Source organism: Mesorhizobium sp. 2RAF21, assembly GCF_052115345.1.
GTDB lineage: Bacteria > Pseudomonadota > Alphaproteobacteria > Rhizobiales > Rhizobiaceae > Mesorhizobium > Mesorhizobium terrae.
This window is the reverse complement of sequence record NZ_JBFRGM010000008.1, coordinates 78,159-95,164: the sequence shown is the minus strand read 5'-3', so window position 1 is coordinate 95,164 and position 17,006 is coordinate 78,159. Positions and strand designations below refer to the sequence as shown.

The following is a 17,006-nucleotide window of genomic DNA, read 5'->3' as shown; positions in this document are numbered from 1 at the left end:
GTCGCACGTGCCTGTGGGCGTCCCCCGACCCTCGAATGGCGAGGATATCGGGACGGTACCCGGGAAGTAACGAGCCCGGTCGGTTCAGCGGCCAACCGCCGATCCGAGGACGTCTTGAAGCAACGACGGTGCGGGCCTTTCTGGTGTTTTCCGGTTGTCCATAGACCGGGGTTACTGAAGAGGCACACCCTCATTGCCGGCAGTGCGGTTGGGATTTCCCATCCAAGCCAAGGCAGACAAAGCGGATCATAGCCGGGCAAGGCTAGGTCCATCGCCGCGAGACGGCTTTCCATGGTTCCGGGGTCTCCACCGGCTGGTACCATCGGATTTTCGTCCCGCCTTTGTTTGACCGCGTGTTCGCGAGGCAGAAGGCCCGCGTTCCGCACCTTTGCACGCACCGCCTGGTGCGATGGAGGTTCCGATGGCTACGCAACGTGTACTCGATTTCCTCGCCACCCGACGCCCCGAAGGCCCTTGCCTCGTCGTCGACCTCGATGTCGTGCGCGATAACTTCCGCGCCTTCGAGAAGGCGCTTCCCGATTCCCGGATCTACTACGCGGTGAAGGCAAACCCGGCGCCGGAAATCCTGCGCCTGCTCGCAGCGATGGGCTCGTCTTTCGACACCGCGTCGGTTGCCGAGGCCGAGATGGCGATGGACGCCGGCGCGCCCGCCGACCGCATCTCCTTCGGCAACACCATCAAGAAGGAGCGCGATATCGCTAAGGCCTATGCGCTCGGCATCCGCCTGTTCGCCGTCGACAGCGTCGAAGAGGTGGAAAAGGTGGCCCGCGCCGCTCCGGCCGCGCGCGTGTTCTGCCGCGTGCTGACCGACGGCGAAGGCGCCGAATGGCCGTTGTCGCGCAAGTTCGGTTGCGTGCCGGCGATGGCGGTCGACGTGCTGCGCCGCGCCAAGGTGCTGGGCCTCGACGCCTATGGCGTGTCGTTCCATGTCGGCTCGCAGCAGACCGACCTGACCGCCTGGGACCGTGCGCTGGGCGATGCCAAGCGCGTGTTCGCGACGCTTGCCGAGGAAGGCATCGTCTTGAAGATGGTCAACATGGGCGGCGGCTTCCCGACCCGTTACCTGAAGGATGTGCCGGCGGCGCAGGCCTATGGCCAGGCGATCTTCGGCGCGCTGCGCAAGCACTTCGGCAACGACATCCCGGAGACCATCATCGAGCCGGGCCGCGGCATGGTCGGCAATGCGGGCGTCATCAAGTCGGAAGTCGTGCTGATCTCGAAGAAGGCCGACAACGACAATGTGCGCTGGGTCTATCTCGACATCGGCAAGTTCGGCGGTCTCGCCGAGACGATGGACGAGGCGATCCGCTACCCGATCGTGACCGCGCATGACGGTGGCGAGGTGGCTCCCTGCGTGCTCGCCGGACCGACCTGCGATTCGGCCGACGTGATGTACGAGAAGGCGCCGTATCCGCTGCCTTTGTCGCTGACCATCGGCGACGAGGTGCTGATCGAAGGCACCGGCGCCTATACGACCACCTATTCGGCGGTCGCCTTCAACGGCTTCGAGCCTCTCCGATCCTACGTGATCTGACGGGCGCAAAGCTCGTCAGATCATCCCGCTCGCCGGCAGCAATGCCGGCGGTGGGTTCGCTTGTGGAACACCTCCGCTCGTGAAGGATCGCGGAAATGGACATCGCCAAAATTCTCCCGGCAGCGCTGCCTGCCTTCATCATCACCGCCGAGAACGGCGCCGACGCTGCCGCGCGCGAAGCGCTGCTCGACCGCGCCATGGGCGCGGGCCGTAAGCGCAAGTCGTCGGAAAAGCTGCGGCGCGGACGCCGCCCGTCCGAAGGCTTGGCTTTCGTTGCCCGCAACGAGACCGGTGCCATCGTCGGCACCGTGCGGCTCTGGGATGTGCGGCTGGGCGAGGGTGGTGCGCCAGCCCTGCTGCTCGGTCCGCTTGCGGTCGATCCGATGGTGAAGAGCGCCGGCATCGGCTCGGCGCTGATGCGGCAGGCGATCACTGAAGCCGGCAGGCTCGGCCATCGCGCCGTGCTCTTGGTCGGCGATGCACCCTATTACGGGCGTTTCGGCTTCTCGGCTGAAAAGACCGGTCGCCTGGCGATGCCCGGCCCTTATGAGCGCGACCGCTTCCTGGCGTTGGAGTTGGCGGAGGGCGCGCTGGACGGCGCGCACGGTACGCTGAAGGCCGCTGGGCGCAAGGCCGGCGAGCGGGCGGGAATGCGGATCGTGGCGGCCTGAAGGCGGCAGGTAGCTTTCAGCTCAATCTGCCGCCGTTATCATTGATTTCTGGCCGATACGCCAGGACAAGGCCGTGGTAGTATCTCGGCGATGGTCTTCGGGTCAGCCGACGAGCTGGCTCAGCGCCATGGCGACCGTCATGTCGCCCTCGACCTTCAACTTGCCGGTCATGAAGGCCATGGTCGGGTTGAGGTCGCCGGCAAGCAGCGATTCCAGATTGTCGAGCGAGAGCTTGATGGTGCAGTCAGTCGGGGCGTCGGTGGTCGAAACGGTCGCGCCGTCGATGACGATGACGCCGTCGGCGCCGGTATCGAACTTCACCGACTTGTCGAAGCCGGCGCTGGCAACTTTGGACTTGAGCTGATCTGCGATTTCCTGAACGCCCATGACTGTCTCCCTTGTTAACGGCGCATTTGCGCCAGTTGTGCAGTCCGGACCGTTCCGAACCCGTGCGGACCGGTGGCGAGCGCCTGCGCGCCCGAGCTTGTCGGCCGTCGAGCACGCATATAGCCTTTGATTGACGTTTACGTCAACGTGATTTCGGTGACAAATGCGGCGTGCCGATGGGGCTCACCGCACCAGCGATTTTGCCGCCAGAATGGACTGATCCGTGGAGCTCAGTGCGCGGATGTCGGCGGCGGAACCTTGTTCATCGCCGGTTCCGTCGGTTCTGCGCCGCTGCGCCGCTTGATGGCGTTGTCGCGCACTTCGTCCTTGCTGAGATAGTTGACCTGATTGACCAGGACCTCGTGGATCAGGTCAATGCCGACGCGGGCGTTGACGGTGTCGCGGATCGAATTGCGGAACTTGTCCAGATCGATCGTCGCCTGCTTGGAGAAGTCGATCTGCGGGTTGGCGTAGAGATAGGAATAGACCTGGTCGGTGATCAGCGCTGCGGCCGGTACTGACAGCTTGGCCATCTCTTTCGGCTCGACCGTGTAGACGAGCTTGGTCAGGAAATAACCCTCGACGGTCGAGTTGCGGATCAGCGGCACCGAGATGATCTCGGTCGAGACATAGTCCAGTCCGCCGAGCAAGGGTTTCGGTGGCGGATCGTCGCCACGCGCGCCGGCCGCCTGGAAGGCGTAGAAGACCGCGCCGACGGTGGCGGCGACGATCCATAGCGCTGCGATGACGAACTTGATCATGGGACGGGGCCGTTACGAACGCGCCCAGCCGAATTCGCCGGCGGAATAGGTGCCGTCGGTCTCGGCATACTGGATGGCGCTCTTCATCAGGTTCGCCACCTCGCTGACGGCGCTGAGGTGAGCGAGAAGGGCCGCCTCGTTGCGTTCCAGCTTGCCGCGCAGGCGCAGCAGGCCTTCCTGATGCTCGGAGGCGAGCTCCTCGGGGGTGACGGTCTTCATGACGCGGTTGAGCTCGTAGAGGCAGCGGCTCTTGCGCGCATTCGAGGCCTTCAGATCGAAATTCACGTCGGTGCGGATCGCCGCCGTTTCGGTCTCGACCGCTTCCTCGATGCGATTGATGATGGCGTTGAGGCTGCCGATCCTGGACACGTTGAGGTCGGAATGCGCAACCAGGCCAGAAGTGTGTTCCGAGTGATCCATCATCGTTCCTAAACCTTGGACTTTGTTTCAACGGGCGTCGCATCACCGCTCATCGTGCGGACCATGCGGCGCTGCATTTCCTGCACGAGCGAATCCGACAACCGGTTCTGCTCGTCGATCGCTGCTTTTTCCGGCCCGCCGGAGACGGTTCCGACCGGCAAGGTCTTTTCGCCATCGCGATAGTGGTCGGTCAGCATCGAGCGGGCGATGCCGATGCCGCCGCGCTCGGCCATGACGTTGGCGAGGTGTTCGGCCAGCTGCGATTTCCACATGTCGCCGGCCAGGCCCTTGCCGTAGACGTTCTGGCTATCCTTGGGCAGCATGTTCTGGATGAAGGTCTGCAGCACCATCGCTTCGAAGCGCTTGAAGTCCTTGCTGCGGTCGGTGCCGGCCGGTGGATCCGCGGGGCGCGAGGCCATGTCGCCGCCAAGCGAGAAGGCGACGTTGGCACCGCCGGCGCGCTTGGTCAGCGCGGCGCGCGCGGCCTCGACGTCCATCGGCTCCGCGGCGCGGGCCACGTCCAGTACGATGTCGCTGGGAGGGGAGATCGCCAAAGCTGTACCTTCTTCCGATTTCGGGTTGAGTGATGATGGCTGAACAAGCTTGCCGCAGGCTTACGAGGCAAAAGCGCCCCCGGCGTTGTCATCCGTCGCTGCCGCGCTTCATCTCGATCAGATCGAGCCGCTCGCGATCAGAGCGCTGGCGTTCATCCTGGCGCCGTGCGTCGCGATAGGCGCGCTCGACCATGTTGGTGCGGGCGGTGGCCGTGGCGAGGCTTCCGGCCTCGAGGCGTGCACCTTCGAGATTTTGGTCGCGCCGCGCCAGCGCCCCAGCGATGCGCTGCTGGTAGATTTCGGGAAACAGCGTCGATAGCGAATCCGGCGCGTCGAAACGCTGGGCGAGTTCCGCCGCTTCCTGTTCGGCGGTCTGCGCCTGCGCCAGGAAGCCGGCGCGGCGCATTTCGTGCAGAGCTCGCAACTGTTCCTGCACCTGCACCAGCTTCTTCAGGCGGTCCTTGCGCGTTGTCATCGCCTCACCTTGCCAGCGTCGTTTCGATGAAGCCGTCGCCGAACAGCGACAGCAGCGTCGGCACGGCGAAGTAGAACAGGATCAGGCCGCCGGCGATTACGAAGGGCAGCGAGATGAAGTAGATGGGGATCTGCGGCGTCAGCTTGTTGACGAAGCCGATCGCCAGATTGACCAGGATGGCGTAGGCGACGAAGGGGCTGCCCAGCCGCAGCACCAGCAGGAAGGCCTCGGAAAGCGTGTCGGTGACATCGACCAGCGAAGCCTGGCCGCTGAAGAAGACGTTGACCGGCGCTACCTTGTAGGACGCAACCAGCGCGCGGATCACCTCATGGTGGAAGTTGAGCGCGAACAGGAGCATCAGCGCCGCGAACGAGATCAACGCGGCAAGTGCCGCCTGCGGTTCGGGCTCCTCGATGGCCGGACCGCCGACGCCGCCATAGCCGATCAGCATGGCGATCGCTGCACCGATGAAACGCAGCGCCTCCATGTAGAGCCGGGTCAGGGTGCCGATCAGCGCGCCGACCAGAAGCTCGGAAAAGATCATCGGCACGAAGATGGCCGGCCGCATATCGACATGGGGATAGATGTTGTCCCACAGGAAGGCGAGCAGGCCGACAGTGACGGCCACCGCCGCGAACAGGCGGATCTGCATCGGCAGCCGGATGGAGGAAAGGCCCGGCATCAGCATCAGGCAGGCGCCGACACGGCAGAAGGCGAGGAACGCCGCCAGGATAAAACTTTGCGAGAGGGTGGTCAGTCCCATCGTCACGAAATGGTCCCGAGCACCCTGATCTCGACACCCTTGGCGATCTCGACATGGCTGAGCACCGGCAGCGTGGTGAACAGGCGCTCGATGATCATGCGGACATAGGGGCGAGCGTCGGGCGCGGTGACCAGCACGAAGCGCTCGCCGGCCTCCATGTGCTGGCGGATCGCCTTGGTGGCTTCCTGGCCGAATTCCTCGAGCTGGCGCGGGTCGATGTCGAACTCGCGCACCTCGCCCTTGGCGTCGCGCTTGAGGCTCTGGTGGAAGGCGAGGTCCCAACGGTTGCCGAGGCGCAGCACCTTGAGTACGCCGCCCTCGGTCAGGTCGCCGCAGATCTGCTGCGCCATGCGGATGCGCACATGCTCGACGATCTGCTCGGTGCGCCGCACATGCGGCGCGATCTCGGCGATCGCCTCGATGATGAGATGCAGATTGCGGATCGACACGCGCTCGGCGAGCAGCAGCTTCAGCACCGCCTGCAGGCCGGGATAGGAGATGTGCGAGGTGCAGATCTCGTCGGCGAGCTTGCGGTATTCGGGGTCCTGGCGATCAAGCAGCGCCTTCATGTCCTTGTAGGAGAGGAGCTGCGGCAGGTTGTTGCGGATCACCTCGGACAGGTGAGTGAGTAGCACCGACATGTTGTCGGCGAACGTATATTGCTCGCGCTTCAGGTCCTCGGCGAAAGCTTCCATCACCGAATAGGCGCGCATGCCGAAGGCTGGCTCGCGCACTTCCTCGCCGGGGATTTCCGGCAGGTCGCGGGTACCCAACAGCACCATCAGTTCGCCGACGCGCATCTGGTGCTCGGCCACCACCGTGCCGTGGATCTTGATCTGGTAGCTTTTCGGCGGGATGCCGAAGTCGTCGCTGAGCTTCACCTCCGGCACCACGAAGCCATATTGCGCGGCGAACTTCTTGCGCATCTTGCCCATGCGGAACGCCAGTTCCTGGTGCGAGGTGAGCAGCTTGGTCGAAAGCTGCTTGCCGATCAGCAGTTCGATCTCGGCGGTGGCCAGCGAGGCCTTCACCGAATTCTTCTCTTCCTCGACCTTGGCGGCGGCCTCCTTGCCGAGCGCTTCCTCCTGCTCGGCCACGCGGCGGTTGTGGCGCAGCGGAATGATGTAGCCCATGGCGGCCATGCCGGCGCCCAGCGTAACGAAGGGAAACATCGGCAGGCCCGGCATCAGCGCCAGCAGGCCGAGCAAAGCGGCCGCCACATAAAGCGCGCGCGGATAGGCGCCGAGCTGGCCGAACACCGCCTGGTCGGCCGAGCCGCGCGTGCCACCCTTGGAAACCAGCAGGCCGGCGGCCAGCGAAACGATCAGCGCCGGGATCTGGGTGACGAGGCCGTCGCCGACCGAAAGCTTGATGAAGACGTCGGCCGCCTCGCCGAGACCCATGCCATGGCGCAGATAGCCGATGGCGATACCGCCGACGATGTTGATGGCGGTGATGATGAGGCCGGCGATGGCGTCGCCGCGCACGAATTTGGAAGCGCCGTCCATCGAGCCGAAGAAGGAAGACTCTTCCTCCAGTTCACGGCGGCGCAGTTGCGCGGTCTTGTCGTCGATCATGCCGGCGGAAAGATCAGCGTCGATCGACATCTGCTTGCCGGGAATGGCGTCGAGGGTGAAACGGGCGCCGACTTCGGCGATACGCGTCGCGCCCTTCGTGATGACGATGAAGTTCACCACGATGAGGATCAGGAACACGATCAGGCCGATGACGAAGTCGCTCGACATGACCAGCTTCGAAAAGCCGCTGATGACATAGCCGGCGGCGTGGGTCCCTTCATTGCCGTGCGACAGGATCATGCGGGTCGTGGCGATGTTCAGCGACAGGCGCAGCATCGTGGCGATCAGCAGCACCGTTGGGAAGGACGAGAAATCGAGTGGGCGCTGGATCCACAGCGCCACCATCAGGATCAGCACCGACAGCGCGATCGAAAAGGCGAGGCCGACGTCGATGAGGAAAGCCGGGATCGGCAGGAACAGCACCGCCAGGATGACGACGATACCCAGCGCGAAGAAGATATCGCGGCTGCTGCGCGGCACGGCGCCCGCCGAAATGCTCTCGCTGATGGCCATATCTACCTCACGTCCAATGCCTGCCAGGCCCGGAACGGCAATCCGGGCCATGCACCGTAACCGGCCAAGCTTGCGCGAGGGGTGAGACGCGGTCGGTTGAGCGGCAAAAGCCGTTGCCTGGTTTTCGGGCTTCCAGGACCTGGAGCTCGCCGGCGGCCGATGAACCGCGGCGCTCGGTTCCACCAGTCCGACAAACTGTGTCGGCATTCGCCGTTGTCATGCCATAAAGTCAGGCGTATCAGGCGGTTGGGGCTTGGTGCCTCATGAGACATTCGCGAGCCGTCCGTTGTCTTCGACCCATTCGCTGCCCGTCCACGCCCGTCGCCTGCGCGCCCTTCTGGTCCGTTCCGTTCCCGTGCTGGAAGCGCGCGGCATCATCGTCGTCTTTATCGCGGCCGTTGTCGGCGCTTTTTCGGGGGCTGCGGTGACGGCGATGAGCGCGCTGGTGCAGGGCATGCACTGGCTGCTGTTCGACGTGCCGGCAGGCGGACGCCTGTCTGCGATGTTTTCGCTGGGCAACCCGTTGCAGGCGATGACCCCGGCGATCGGCGGGTTGTTGCTCGGCCTTTCCATCATCTGGCTGCGCAAGCGCAAGTTCCGCACGCCGGTCGACCCGATCGAGGCCAACGCGCTTTATGGTGGGCGCATGTCGCTGACCGACACTTTCATCATTGCCGGCCAGACCATTCTGTCGTCCGGCTTCGGCGCCTCGGTTGGCCTAGAGGCAGGTTATACGCAAGTCGGCGGCGGCTTCGGCTCGCGGCTGGCGCGGTTCTTCCGCATGCGGCGCAACGATGTGCGCATTCTCGTCGGCGCCGGCGCCGCCGGCGCCATCGCGGCCGCCTTCGACGCACCGCTGACCGGCGCCTTCTATGGGTTCGAACTGATCATCGGCATCTACTCCATCGCCAATGTCGCGCCGGTGATGACGGCGGCCATCTGCGCCACGCTGGTGACGAACTGGCTGGGCGGCGCGCCGTTCCCGCTGGAACTTGGCGCCGTGCCGACATTGACTGCCAGCCAGTATCTGCCGTTCCTCGCGCTTGGCCTGATCGCCGGCGGTATCGCAATCGCCATCATGTATATGGTGGCGACTGTCGAGCGTGGCCTGACCCGGCTTTCGATCGATGCGTCGCTCAGGCCGTTCCTCGGCGGCTGCGCGGTCGGGCTGCTCGGCCTCATTACCCCGCAGGTCCTGTCCAGCGGCCATGGCGCGCTGCACCGCGAATTCGCGATGAATTACGGGCTCACCGTCATCGCTTCCGTTTTCCTGCTCAAGATCGCCGCCTCGGTTATCTCGCTGGGTTCCGGTTTCCGCGGCGGTCTGTTTTTCGCTTCGCTGCTGCTCGGCGCGCTGCTCGGCAAGATTTTCGCGGCGCTGATGTTGCTGATCGCACCCGCGTCCGGCATCGATCCCGCCATTGCCGCCGTGGTCGGCATGACGTCGATGGCGGTTGGCATCATCGGCGGGCCGCTGACCATGACCTTCCTGGCGCTGGAATCGACAGGTGACCTGACGCTGACCGGCGTGGTGTTGGCCGCCGCGATCATGACCTCGATCCTGGTACGCGAGACATTTGGCTATTCCTTCTCGACCTGGCGTTTCCACCTGCGCGGCGAGACGATCCGTTCGGCGCAGGATGTCGGCTGGATGCGCAGCCTCACCGTCGGCGTGATGATGCGCAAGGAAACTCGCACCATCAGTGCGGCCACCACCATCGCGGAATTCCGCGAGAAGGTGCCGCTTGGCTCGGCGCAGCGCGTCATCGTCGTTGATGGCGATGGCCGCTATGTCGGCATGGTCATCGTCTCGGACGCCTATGGCGACGTGCCCGACAGCGCAAGTACGGTGCTGACGCTGGCGCGCTCCGCCAATTCGGTGCTGGTGCCGTCGATGAACGTTCAGTCGGCGGCCGAGACCTTCCAGCGCGCCGGCGCCGAAGAGCTTGCGGTTGTCGACGACTTCGAAAGCCGGATGGTCGTCGGTCTGCTCACCGAGGGCCATATGCTGCGCCGCTATACGGAAGAGCTCGACAAGGCGCGGCGCGATCTTTCGGGAGAAAGCTGAGCGGCGTTACCCTGGCGCGGCGCTCTAGTGCTCCTCGTGCGGCTTCGGCGTGCCGTAATAGCCGTTCGGGTTGGTCGGGCGCTCGATCATGCGCCGCACTCTGGGTCGCTCGGTGCCGGAATGCAGGGCGCGGATGCGTTCGGTGATTTCGGCGTCGGCATGGGTCGCGCGCTTGTTGTGGCGGATGTAATCCAGCCAGGTCGGCGTGTGGTAGCTTTCCATCCACACTTCCGGATGTTCGAGGTCGCGCGCCAGCACCCAGTTGCGGGCGCCGTCGCGGCGGCGGACGCGACCGCGCTCGGTCATCACCTTGAGGAACTCCGGAACGTCTTCCTCCTTGATGACGTATTCGATCATCACGGCGATCGGCCCCGAACGCGGCCTGAGGTCCAGCGCCAGCATCGGCTCGCGCCAGCGGTCGAGCGGGTCGAGATTGGGCGCGATGTGCTGCGGCAGCGGCAGGAAGAAGCCGATGGCGGCACCGACAAGCATCGTGGCCGCCGCCGCCAGAAGGGCGACGCTCGGGCCATGGGTGTCGGCGGTCACGCCCCAGATCCAGCTGCCCAGCGCGATGCCGCCGAAGGTCGCCATCTGATAGATGGACAGCACCCGCCCAACCACCCAGCGCGGCGTCGACATCTGCACGGTGACGTTGAAGTGCGAGAGCGCGGTGACCCAGCAGGCGCCACCCACCAAGAGACCGAGCGCCACCTGCCAGGCGGCGGGGCTGATGGCGGCGACGGTTGCGCAGAGCGCGAAGCCGAGAAAGGCCGAGCGCACCATGGTTTCGCTGGACAGCATTTGTCTCAGCCGCGCGCTGGTCAGCGCGCCGATGACCGCGCCGATGCCGAATGCGCCGAGCATGATGCCATAGGTCAGCGCCCCGCCCTTGACGAGGTCGCGCGTCACCAGAGGCAGAAGGGCCAGCACCGCGCCGGCGCTGAAGCCGAACATGAAGCCGCGTACCAGAACCTTGCCGATATGTGGCGACATGGCGACATAGCGCAGTCCGGCACCCATCGCGGCGCCGAGAGATTCGCGCGGCAGGCCGGAAACCGGCAGGTTCGGTTTCCAGCGCGCCATCACGACGATCAGGCCGACATAGCTGACGGCATTCGCGGCGAAAGCGGCGGCGGCGCCGGCCGTCGCCACGATGATGCCGCCGAGCGCCGGACCGACGCTGCGGGTGAGGTTGAAGCCCATCGAGTTGAGCGCCACTGCCGCCGGCACCTTGTTGCGCGGAACCATGTCGCCGACGGATGCCTGCCAGGACGGGCTGTTCAATGCCGTGCCGCAGTCGATCAGGAAGGTGAAGGCCAGAAGCAGCCAGGGGGTGAGCAGGTTGAGGTGGGTGAACACCATCAAAAGCAGCGACACCACCAGCATGAAGCTCTGCGCGATCAGCATCACCTTGCGGCGGTTGTAGCTGTCGGCGATGGCACCGGCGACGAGCGCGAACAGCATGATCGGTAGCGTCGTGGATGCCTGCACCAGCGCCACCTGATAGGGCGAGGTGGCGATCTGCGTCATCATCCAGGCGGCGCCAACGCCTTGGATCAACCCGCCCAGATTAGAAACCAGGCTGGCGCTCCAGACCGCGCGGAAGATGCCGTGCTGAAAGGGTGCGAGCGCTGAAATGCGCTGGCTACTCGGCTCGTCCTCGATCGCCGGACCGCTGTCGTGAGGCATGTCTCGTCTCGTGAATCGCCGCTCTTAATGGCTGCGTTTGCCGACGAAATTAGACGAGACTGCGGAAAAGGCGAACGCCTTTTCGAAATTGGACTGGTCCAGGCGGCGGATAGAATCCCGCCACAGCGGCCCAGATTTTGACCCAGGTCAGAAGCCGTGCTGGATTCGCTCGAAGACGACGTTGGTGAAGGCCGAGATCTGGCCACCGACAAAGGGGCCGGTCAACGCCACGACCAGCATGATGGCGACGATCTTGGGCACGAAGGTCAGCGTGATTTCCTGGATCTGCGTCAGCGCCTGGATGAGCGCGATGCCGATGCCCACCACCATAGCTACCAGCACGACGGGCGCCGAGGCGGTAAGCACCGTCCAGACCGCGAACTGGACGATATCGAGTGCGTCGGCCTCGTTCACAGGCGAAACCTCAGGTGGTCGGCGCGGGCTTGATGGAAACGCCCGGCAGCACCGGCACTTCCTTGCCGTTGGCCAGGATCGCGATCAGGCCATCGCTGGCCAACTTCACTTCCTTGACCACGCCGGTGTCCTTGCCGTCGGCCGAGGTCAGCTGGCGGCCGATGAGTGAATCGGCCTGCGACAGAGCCGAGGATTGCAGGATGTATTCAAGCCGCTTGTTCATCTGCACTGACTGCTCGACCTGCGAGAAGGTGGCAAGCTGGGCCACATACTGGGTCGAATCCATCGGCTTGGTCGGATCCTGGTTCTTCATCTGGGCGACGAGAAGCTTGAGGAACGACTGGTAGTCGACCGAGGTCTTCGACTTCTGCTCCGAGGGCTGGGTGTTGTTCGAGTAGGTGGTGTTGTTGGTGTTCATGTCGACGGCCATGATCAGCGTGCTCCCACTGCCATAGGACGCTTTGTGTCCTGGGTTTCGTTGTCGTCGTTCTGGAGTGCCAGCCGTTCGAGCGGATAGAGTGAACGGATCGCCTTCAGCGCTTCGTAGACATGGTCTTCGCCGACCATGCGGTCGACATCCTTCAAGGTCGAGCGGATGCGCTCATTGTCGAAGGAGGCGAGCAAAAGCGGCAGCGAATGCCGGAACATTTCGCGCGCTTCATTGGCGCCCTGCGGATTGATCAGCATGATCTGCGCGACGAAATAGAGCTGCCTGAGTGGTGTCGAGGCTTCTTCCGCCTGCAAAACGTGGCTCTCCAGCAGGAACTGGACATCGTTCAGGAGTTCCAGCGTGACCTTGCGGTCGACGCGGATCACGGCGCCGTTCAGATAGATGCGCTCGCCCGGCTTCAGGGAGAGTTTCAGCGTGCTCTTGGCCGGGGTCATTGAATGCCGTCCCGAATGATCTGGGAGACTTCGATCAGGCCGTCGAAATTGTCGGAGCGGCCCTGGCGGATGTCTTCGGTCTCGCGCAGCAGCCACATGCCGATGGAGATGAGATTGGCGCGCAGTTCCTTCGGCAGGGCGTTGTCGCTGGAGGAAAGGTCTTCGAGCAACGTGGTCCAGACGCGGTTGGTGAAATGCAGCGCGTCCACCGCCTGCATCGAATCGCGGCCGGCATTGGCAGCGGTGATGAGCAGGTCGATCGACCGCGTCAGCAATTGCCGCTCGCGTTCCTTGGCGTCCGCCATGGAGTCAGTCTGAACATCGGCATAGGAGAATTGGTACATCACTTGTCCGATCGGCGGTTACTTCAGGAAGTTGATCAGGCTGAGCTGCGAAATACGGGCGGTCAAGGCGTACGAGTTCTGGATGTGCGACATCAGATCGTTGACGCGACTGGCGGCCTCGTACTGATCGACGCCTTCCAGGTCGACTACATGTTTTTCAAACAGACCAATCTGTGCCTTCATGCGGTCGCTGGCGTCGCTCACCCGCTGTTCGATGATGCCTGCCTGCGACTGGGTCTGGGCGTTGGCGCCGATAGCCTCGCCGGTAATCGTCATGACGCGCTGGGCCACCGCCTTCTTGGCTTCGGCACCGAGATTGCCGGAGAAAAGCTCGTTGACGATGGTCGCGGCCATGGCGAGTTTCTTGACACCATCGGTGTTGGCGCTGATCGAGGATTCGGTCGTCTCATTCAGTGAGATGCGGCTGACGATCTGCTGATCGGTGGCGTTCGACCAATTGGCCTTCCAGCCTGCCCCAAGGAACTGGGGCGCCACATCGTTGGTGATGAAGTCGTTGATTTGGGTGGCGGTGATGCTGGCCGCGGCCGGATCGGTCGCGGGGAAACCGAAGCGCGCCACAAAGGCGGCATCGAAGGCAGCCTTCGCCGGCGAGCCCGCCGCCCCATAGTCGTTGATCGGCTTCACATCGGTGTTGGTGCCGGCAAACAGATATTCGCCGTTGATGCTCGAATTGAGGATCGACGTCATCGATTGCAGCGCCGCCTTGCCGGCGTCGCGGGTGACGTTGGAGCCCGGGTCGCCGCTCGCGGCGGTGGTGACGGCCGTCAGCAGACGCTGCGCCGCATCGCCCATCTTGCCGAGGGCGTCCTGCGTGGTCGACAGACGGGACGAAATCAGTTTGTTGGAATCGACGATGCTGTTCAGCCGCTCGAGATCGCGGGCGAAGGTGACCGACTGCGACGTGCGGGCACCGAGCGCCAGGCCGAGATCGGCCACGCGCAGCGTATCCATTTCCTTCTGGCGCTTCACGAGTTCCGCTTGCATGCGCGACTGCGAATAGCGCATCGCGTTGGACATGGCTGACGATGAAACGGACGTGGTTTTCATGATTTTTATCTCACGGCGCTCAGGAGGGTATCCAGCATCTGGTTGACGGTGGTCAGGATTTTCGCCGACGCTTGGTAGGTGTGTTCCAGATCCAGCATCAGCGACATCTCGGTATCGACATTGACGCCGGTGGCGTTGGAAAGGGCTTCGCCGGTGCGTTGCGCCAGCGCTTCCTTTGTGTCGGCCAGGGTCGATGCCTGCTGGCGCACGCCCTCGAACCAGCCGATCGAACTGGCTGCGTAGGAGACGAGGCTGGAGTTTGCCGTGATGCCGGCTGCCGGATCGAAGGCCATCGGCTGGGTCAGCTTCTCGCCATAGGCGATCAGCCGGTCGGCATAGGAAGCGCCGCTGCCCGCGGCGTTCGGATTGGTGCGATAAACCGCCCCGTTGATGCCGCCGTCGCGGAGAAGGACGGGATTGCCGCCAGCTGACGGGTCGACCGCCGGGTTGATTTTGATCGTGCCGGCTATCCCGTCGACCAGCGTACCCGCGGGCGGCACGGCCGGTCCGCCGGACCAGGTGAACAGGCCGGCGAGCGTCGGCTGCCCGGTTGCGCTCTCACTGAAGGCCGTGACCAGGCCGCGCGCGATTTCGTCGAGCTGGCTCTGCATGGTGACGGTGACGTTGTCGCGCAATTGCAGCATGCCGGCGAGCTTGCCTGGCGCATCGGTCACGCCTGTCGTCTTCAGCGGCACATTGTCGATATAGATTTGGCCGCCCACCGCGCCGGGCGCATAGCCGGCCGAGGGCGTGAAGGTCACCGAACGCGGGATGGTCTCGAACAGCGTGGTGCCGTCGCCCGTGGTGATGACCATGTCATTGTCGCCACGGGTGTAGGTGGAGATCGGAACATATTCCGAGATCTTTTTCAGGATCGCGTCGCGGTTATCGAGCGCATCGGAAACATCTCCGCCGGAGCGCGTTCCCGAGACGACCGCCTTGTTGGCGACCTCGAACTGCTTGAGCAGGTCGTTGATGTCGTTGACTGCGGTCGTGATCTCGCCGTCGGTCTGGGTGCGGAAATCCTGGATCGCCTTGGTGCCATCGTTCAGCGAACGGACGACCTGGCGCGCGGCCTCGACCACGCTGGAACCAAGGTTCTGGTTCGATGGCGTGGTGGCGTAAAGCTGCAAGGCTTTCTGCAGGTTGCCGATCGCGGTGGACGCGGACGACGCGTTGTCGACGCCGTTCACCTGCAGTTCCAGCTTGTCCATGCCCTTGGCCAGGGCGCCCTGGCCACTCCACGCGGAAAGGGCGCTCAGGTTCTGGCGAAACAGCAGGTCGTTGGCTTCGCGGCGGATCTTGACGACGCTGACGCCGGGATCCGTGTAGACCAGCATTGCGGAACGGCGCGAGTAGTCGGGATTGGAGCCGTCCGAGACGTTGCGCGAGACGATGCTTGTCTGCCGCGACGTTGCCTTGAGCGAGGACTGGGCGATGTTGAGTGCGGATGACAACGACATGCGGATCTTTCAGGCAGTGATGCGGCCGGGGAGCGGTCGACCATCGACCGCTCCCCAATGCCGCGCCTCATCTCTTCAGGTTCACGAGGATGTCCATCAGCTCGGAGCCGGTCTGGAACACCTTCGAATTGGCGGTGTAGCTGCGCTGCGAGGAGATCATGTTGGTGAGCTCCTCGGCGATGTCGACGTTGGAATTCTCGAGATTGCCCGACATGATGTCGCCGAGCTTGCCGTCACCGGCGAAGCCGATGCGCACGTCGCCCGAGTCCGGGCTCTGGGTGAAGACGTTGCCGGACTGCTGGACCAGCCGGTCTGGGCTCGGCACCGTCGCTAGCGGGATTTTGTAGAGCGGCTTGGTCGAACCATCCGCGTACTGGGCGTAAATGGTGCCGTCCTTGCCGATCGACACCTTTTCGATGCTGCTCGGGCCGTTGCCGTTCACCTGCGCGGTGGCGGTATAGCCGGTTCCCAGCTGGCTGAGGCCCTTGAGATCGAGTTTCAGCGGATTGCCGCCGGGAACGGTGAAGGTGATGCTGTCGGTGCCGCCGGTGAGCTTGCCGTTGGCGTCGAAGGTGATGTTGGCCGTCTGCAACGCGCCGCCTGTATAGGGGAACGGTCCGCCAGCTGTTGCCTTCGACTGATCGAAGACCGAGACTTCCCAGGCGCCGGCGCCTGTCTTGGTGAAATAGACGTCGACCATCACCTTGTTGCCGAGCTTGTCGTAGACGACCATCGACGATTTGTTGGTGTATTGGGCGCCCGCGGCGTTGCCGGACGGCGGTGTAGCCACCACTGTGGCGCCAGAAGGCAGGTTGCCGCTGAAGGTGCCGGTGGTGGACGGCGTCGCGGTCATGTCGCCACTGGTGATCTGGACCGGCACCAGACCCTGGAAGCCGTTCACCGTCGGTGCCGGGGTGCCGTTCGCGTAGCTGTAAGCCATCAGCTGGAAGCCGGCGGCGTTGACCAGCCTGCCCTGCGCGTCCGGCACGAAGGAACCGGCGCGGGTGAGGAACGGGGTGCCGCCGGAATCCTGGACGACGAAGAAACCGTCACCGCGAATGGCGAGGTCGGACACCGAGGAGGTGCCTCTCAGATCGCCGCGGTCGGTGACAGCGGTGCGGATCGTCGAGTTGACGCCGCCGGAATTATAGGCGCCGCCGGTGTTCGACATGACCAGGCTGGAGAACTCGACGGAAGAGCGCTTGTAGCCGGTGGTGTCGGAGTTGGCGATGTTGTCGGCGACCGCGGACAGGCGGTTGGCCTGCGCGTTCATACCGGAAACGCCGGTCCGCATCATTCCATAGAGGCTCATCGCAACGTCTCCGTTCTGCGCATGGGGTCGCCGTTCACGCTAGCGGCTTTGTCTTGTGCGAGGCTGGCGCGGGCTGCGGTCGGCTGC

General features: G+C 64.1%; 18 protein-coding genes. 3 read left to right on the top strand and 15 right to left on the bottom strand.

What is annotated here, in order from left to right; genetic code table 11:
• Positions 1 to 421 precede the first annotated feature (421 nt).
• Both odc2 and AB4136_RS14565 read left to right on the top strand, forming a co-directional pair.
• Positions 422 to 1,555: an ornithine/lysine decarboxylase gene (odc2, locus tag AB4136_RS14570; protein ID WP_024925810.1), complete on the top strand. Its 1,134-nt coding sequence runs from the start codon at positions 422 to 424 to the stop codon at positions 1,553 to 1,555.
• Positions 1,556 to 1,650: 95 nt separating this feature from the next.
• Complete coding sequence (locus tag AB4136_RS14565; RefSeq protein WP_024925809.1) at positions 1,651 to 2,226, top strand: GNAT family N-acetyltransferase; 576 nt, start codon at positions 1,651 to 1,653, stop codon at positions 2,224 to 2,226.
• A gap of 102 nt (positions 2,227 to 2,328) precedes the next feature.
• Here the strand turns inward: AB4136_RS14565 and AB4136_RS14560 are convergent, their stop codons facing one another.
• From AB4136_RS14560 to flhA, 7 genes are all read right to left on the bottom strand, one after another.
• Positions 2,329 to 2,613 (bottom strand): SCP2 sterol-binding domain-containing protein, encoded by a 285-nt coding sequence (locus AB4136_RS14560; protein ID WP_024925808.1) that lies wholly within the window; start codon positions 2,611 to 2,613, stop codon positions 2,329 to 2,331.
• A 230-nt stretch (positions 2,614 to 2,843) separates the two neighbouring features.
• Positions 2,844 to 3,374 carry a hypothetical protein gene (locus tag AB4136_RS14555; protein ID WP_024925807.1) on the bottom strand — a complete coding sequence of 177 codons (531 nt, stop codon included), beginning with the start codon at positions 3,372 to 3,374 and terminating at the stop codon, positions 2,844 to 2,846.
• 12 nt (positions 3,375 to 3,386) lie between these two features.
• Positions 3,387 to 3,797, bottom strand: coding sequence for a hypothetical protein (locus AB4136_RS14550; RefSeq protein WP_024925806.1), 411 nt, complete (start codon positions 3,795 to 3,797; stop codon positions 3,387 to 3,389).
• A gap of 5 nt (positions 3,798 to 3,802) precedes the next feature.
• Positions 3,803 to 4,348, bottom strand: coding sequence for a rod-binding protein (locus AB4136_RS14545; RefSeq protein ID WP_024925805.1), 546 nt, complete (start codon positions 4,346 to 4,348; stop codon positions 3,803 to 3,805).
• Positions 4,349 to 4,436: 88 nt separating this feature from the next.
• A complete protein-coding gene (locus AB4136_RS14540) occupies positions 4,437 to 4,823 on the bottom strand; it encodes a hypothetical protein (RefSeq protein ID WP_024925804.1) in 387 nt (128 codons plus the stop codon).
• Between the two features lie 4 nt (positions 4,824 to 4,827).
• Entirely contained in the window at positions 4,828 to 5,580 is a 753-nt protein-coding gene (gene fliR / locus AB4136_RS14535) for a flagellar biosynthetic protein FliR (protein WP_024925803.1), read from the bottom strand.
• Positions 5,581 to 5,588: 8 nt separating this feature from the next.
• The gene (gene flhA, locus AB4136_RS14530; protein ID WP_024925802.1) at positions 5,589 to 7,676 is read right to left on the bottom strand and encodes a flagellar biosynthesis protein FlhA; all 2,088 of its coding nucleotides are present in this window, start codon (positions 7,674 to 7,676) and stop codon (positions 5,589 to 5,591) included.
• Positions 7,677 to 7,962: 286 nt separating this feature from the next.
• Between flhA and AB4136_RS14525 the strand changes: the two genes are divergently transcribed.
• On the top strand, positions 7,963 to 9,744 hold the full coding sequence (locus AB4136_RS14525; protein WP_036254657.1) for a chloride channel protein: 1,782 nt from the start codon (positions 7,963 to 7,965) through the stop codon (positions 9,742 to 9,744).
• A gap of 24 nt (positions 9,745 to 9,768) precedes the next feature.
• On the opposite strand, the gene AB4136_RS14520 is transcribed toward AB4136_RS14525, so the two are convergent.
• From AB4136_RS14520 to AB4136_RS14485, 8 genes are all read right to left on the bottom strand, one after another.
• Positions 9,769 to 11,433 (bottom strand): MFS transporter, encoded by a 1,665-nt coding sequence (locus AB4136_RS14520; RefSeq protein WP_036254655.1) that lies wholly within the window; start codon positions 11,431 to 11,433, stop codon positions 9,769 to 9,771.
• A 147-nt stretch (positions 11,434 to 11,580) separates the two neighbouring features.
• The gene (fliQ, locus tag AB4136_RS14515) at positions 11,581 to 11,847 is read right to left on the bottom strand and encodes a flagellar biosynthesis protein FliQ (RefSeq protein ID WP_024925799.1); all 267 of its coding nucleotides are present in this window, start codon (positions 11,845 to 11,847) and stop codon (positions 11,581 to 11,583) included.
• Between the two features lie 10 nt (positions 11,848 to 11,857).
• Positions 11,858 to 12,277, bottom strand: a complete 420-nt coding sequence (gene flgD, locus AB4136_RS14510; RefSeq protein ID WP_024925798.1) for a flagellar hook assembly protein FlgD — start codon at positions 12,275 to 12,277, stop codon at positions 11,858 to 11,860.
• 2 nt (positions 12,278 to 12,279) lie between these two features.
• Positions 12,280 to 12,732, bottom strand: a complete 453-nt coding sequence (gene flbT, locus AB4136_RS14505) for a flagellar biosynthesis repressor FlbT (RefSeq protein ID WP_024925797.1) — start codon at positions 12,730 to 12,732, stop codon at positions 12,280 to 12,282.
• Positions 12,729 to 13,076, bottom strand: a complete 348-nt coding sequence (gene flaF / locus AB4136_RS14500; protein WP_024925796.1) for a flagellar biosynthesis regulator FlaF — start codon at positions 13,074 to 13,076, stop codon at positions 12,729 to 12,731. The genes flbT and flaF overlap by 4 nt, the downstream gene beginning before the upstream one ends.
• Positions 13,077 to 13,094: 18 nt before the next feature.
• On the bottom strand, positions 13,095 to 14,144 hold the full coding sequence (locus AB4136_RS14495) for a flagellar hook-associated family protein (protein WP_024925795.1): 1,050 nt from the start codon (positions 14,142 to 14,144) through the stop codon (positions 13,095 to 13,097).
• Positions 14,145 to 14,149: 5 nt separating this feature from the next.
• Positions 14,150 to 15,607, bottom strand: coding sequence for a flagellar hook-associated protein FlgK (gene flgK, locus AB4136_RS14490; RefSeq protein WP_024925794.1), 1,458 nt, complete (start codon positions 15,605 to 15,607; stop codon positions 14,150 to 14,152).
• 67 nt (positions 15,608 to 15,674) lie between these two features.
• A complete protein-coding gene (locus tag AB4136_RS14485; protein ID WP_024925793.1) occupies positions 15,675 to 16,919 on the bottom strand; it encodes a flagellar hook protein FlgE in 1,245 nt (414 codons plus the stop codon).
• Positions 16,920 to 17,006 lie beyond the last annotated feature (87 nt).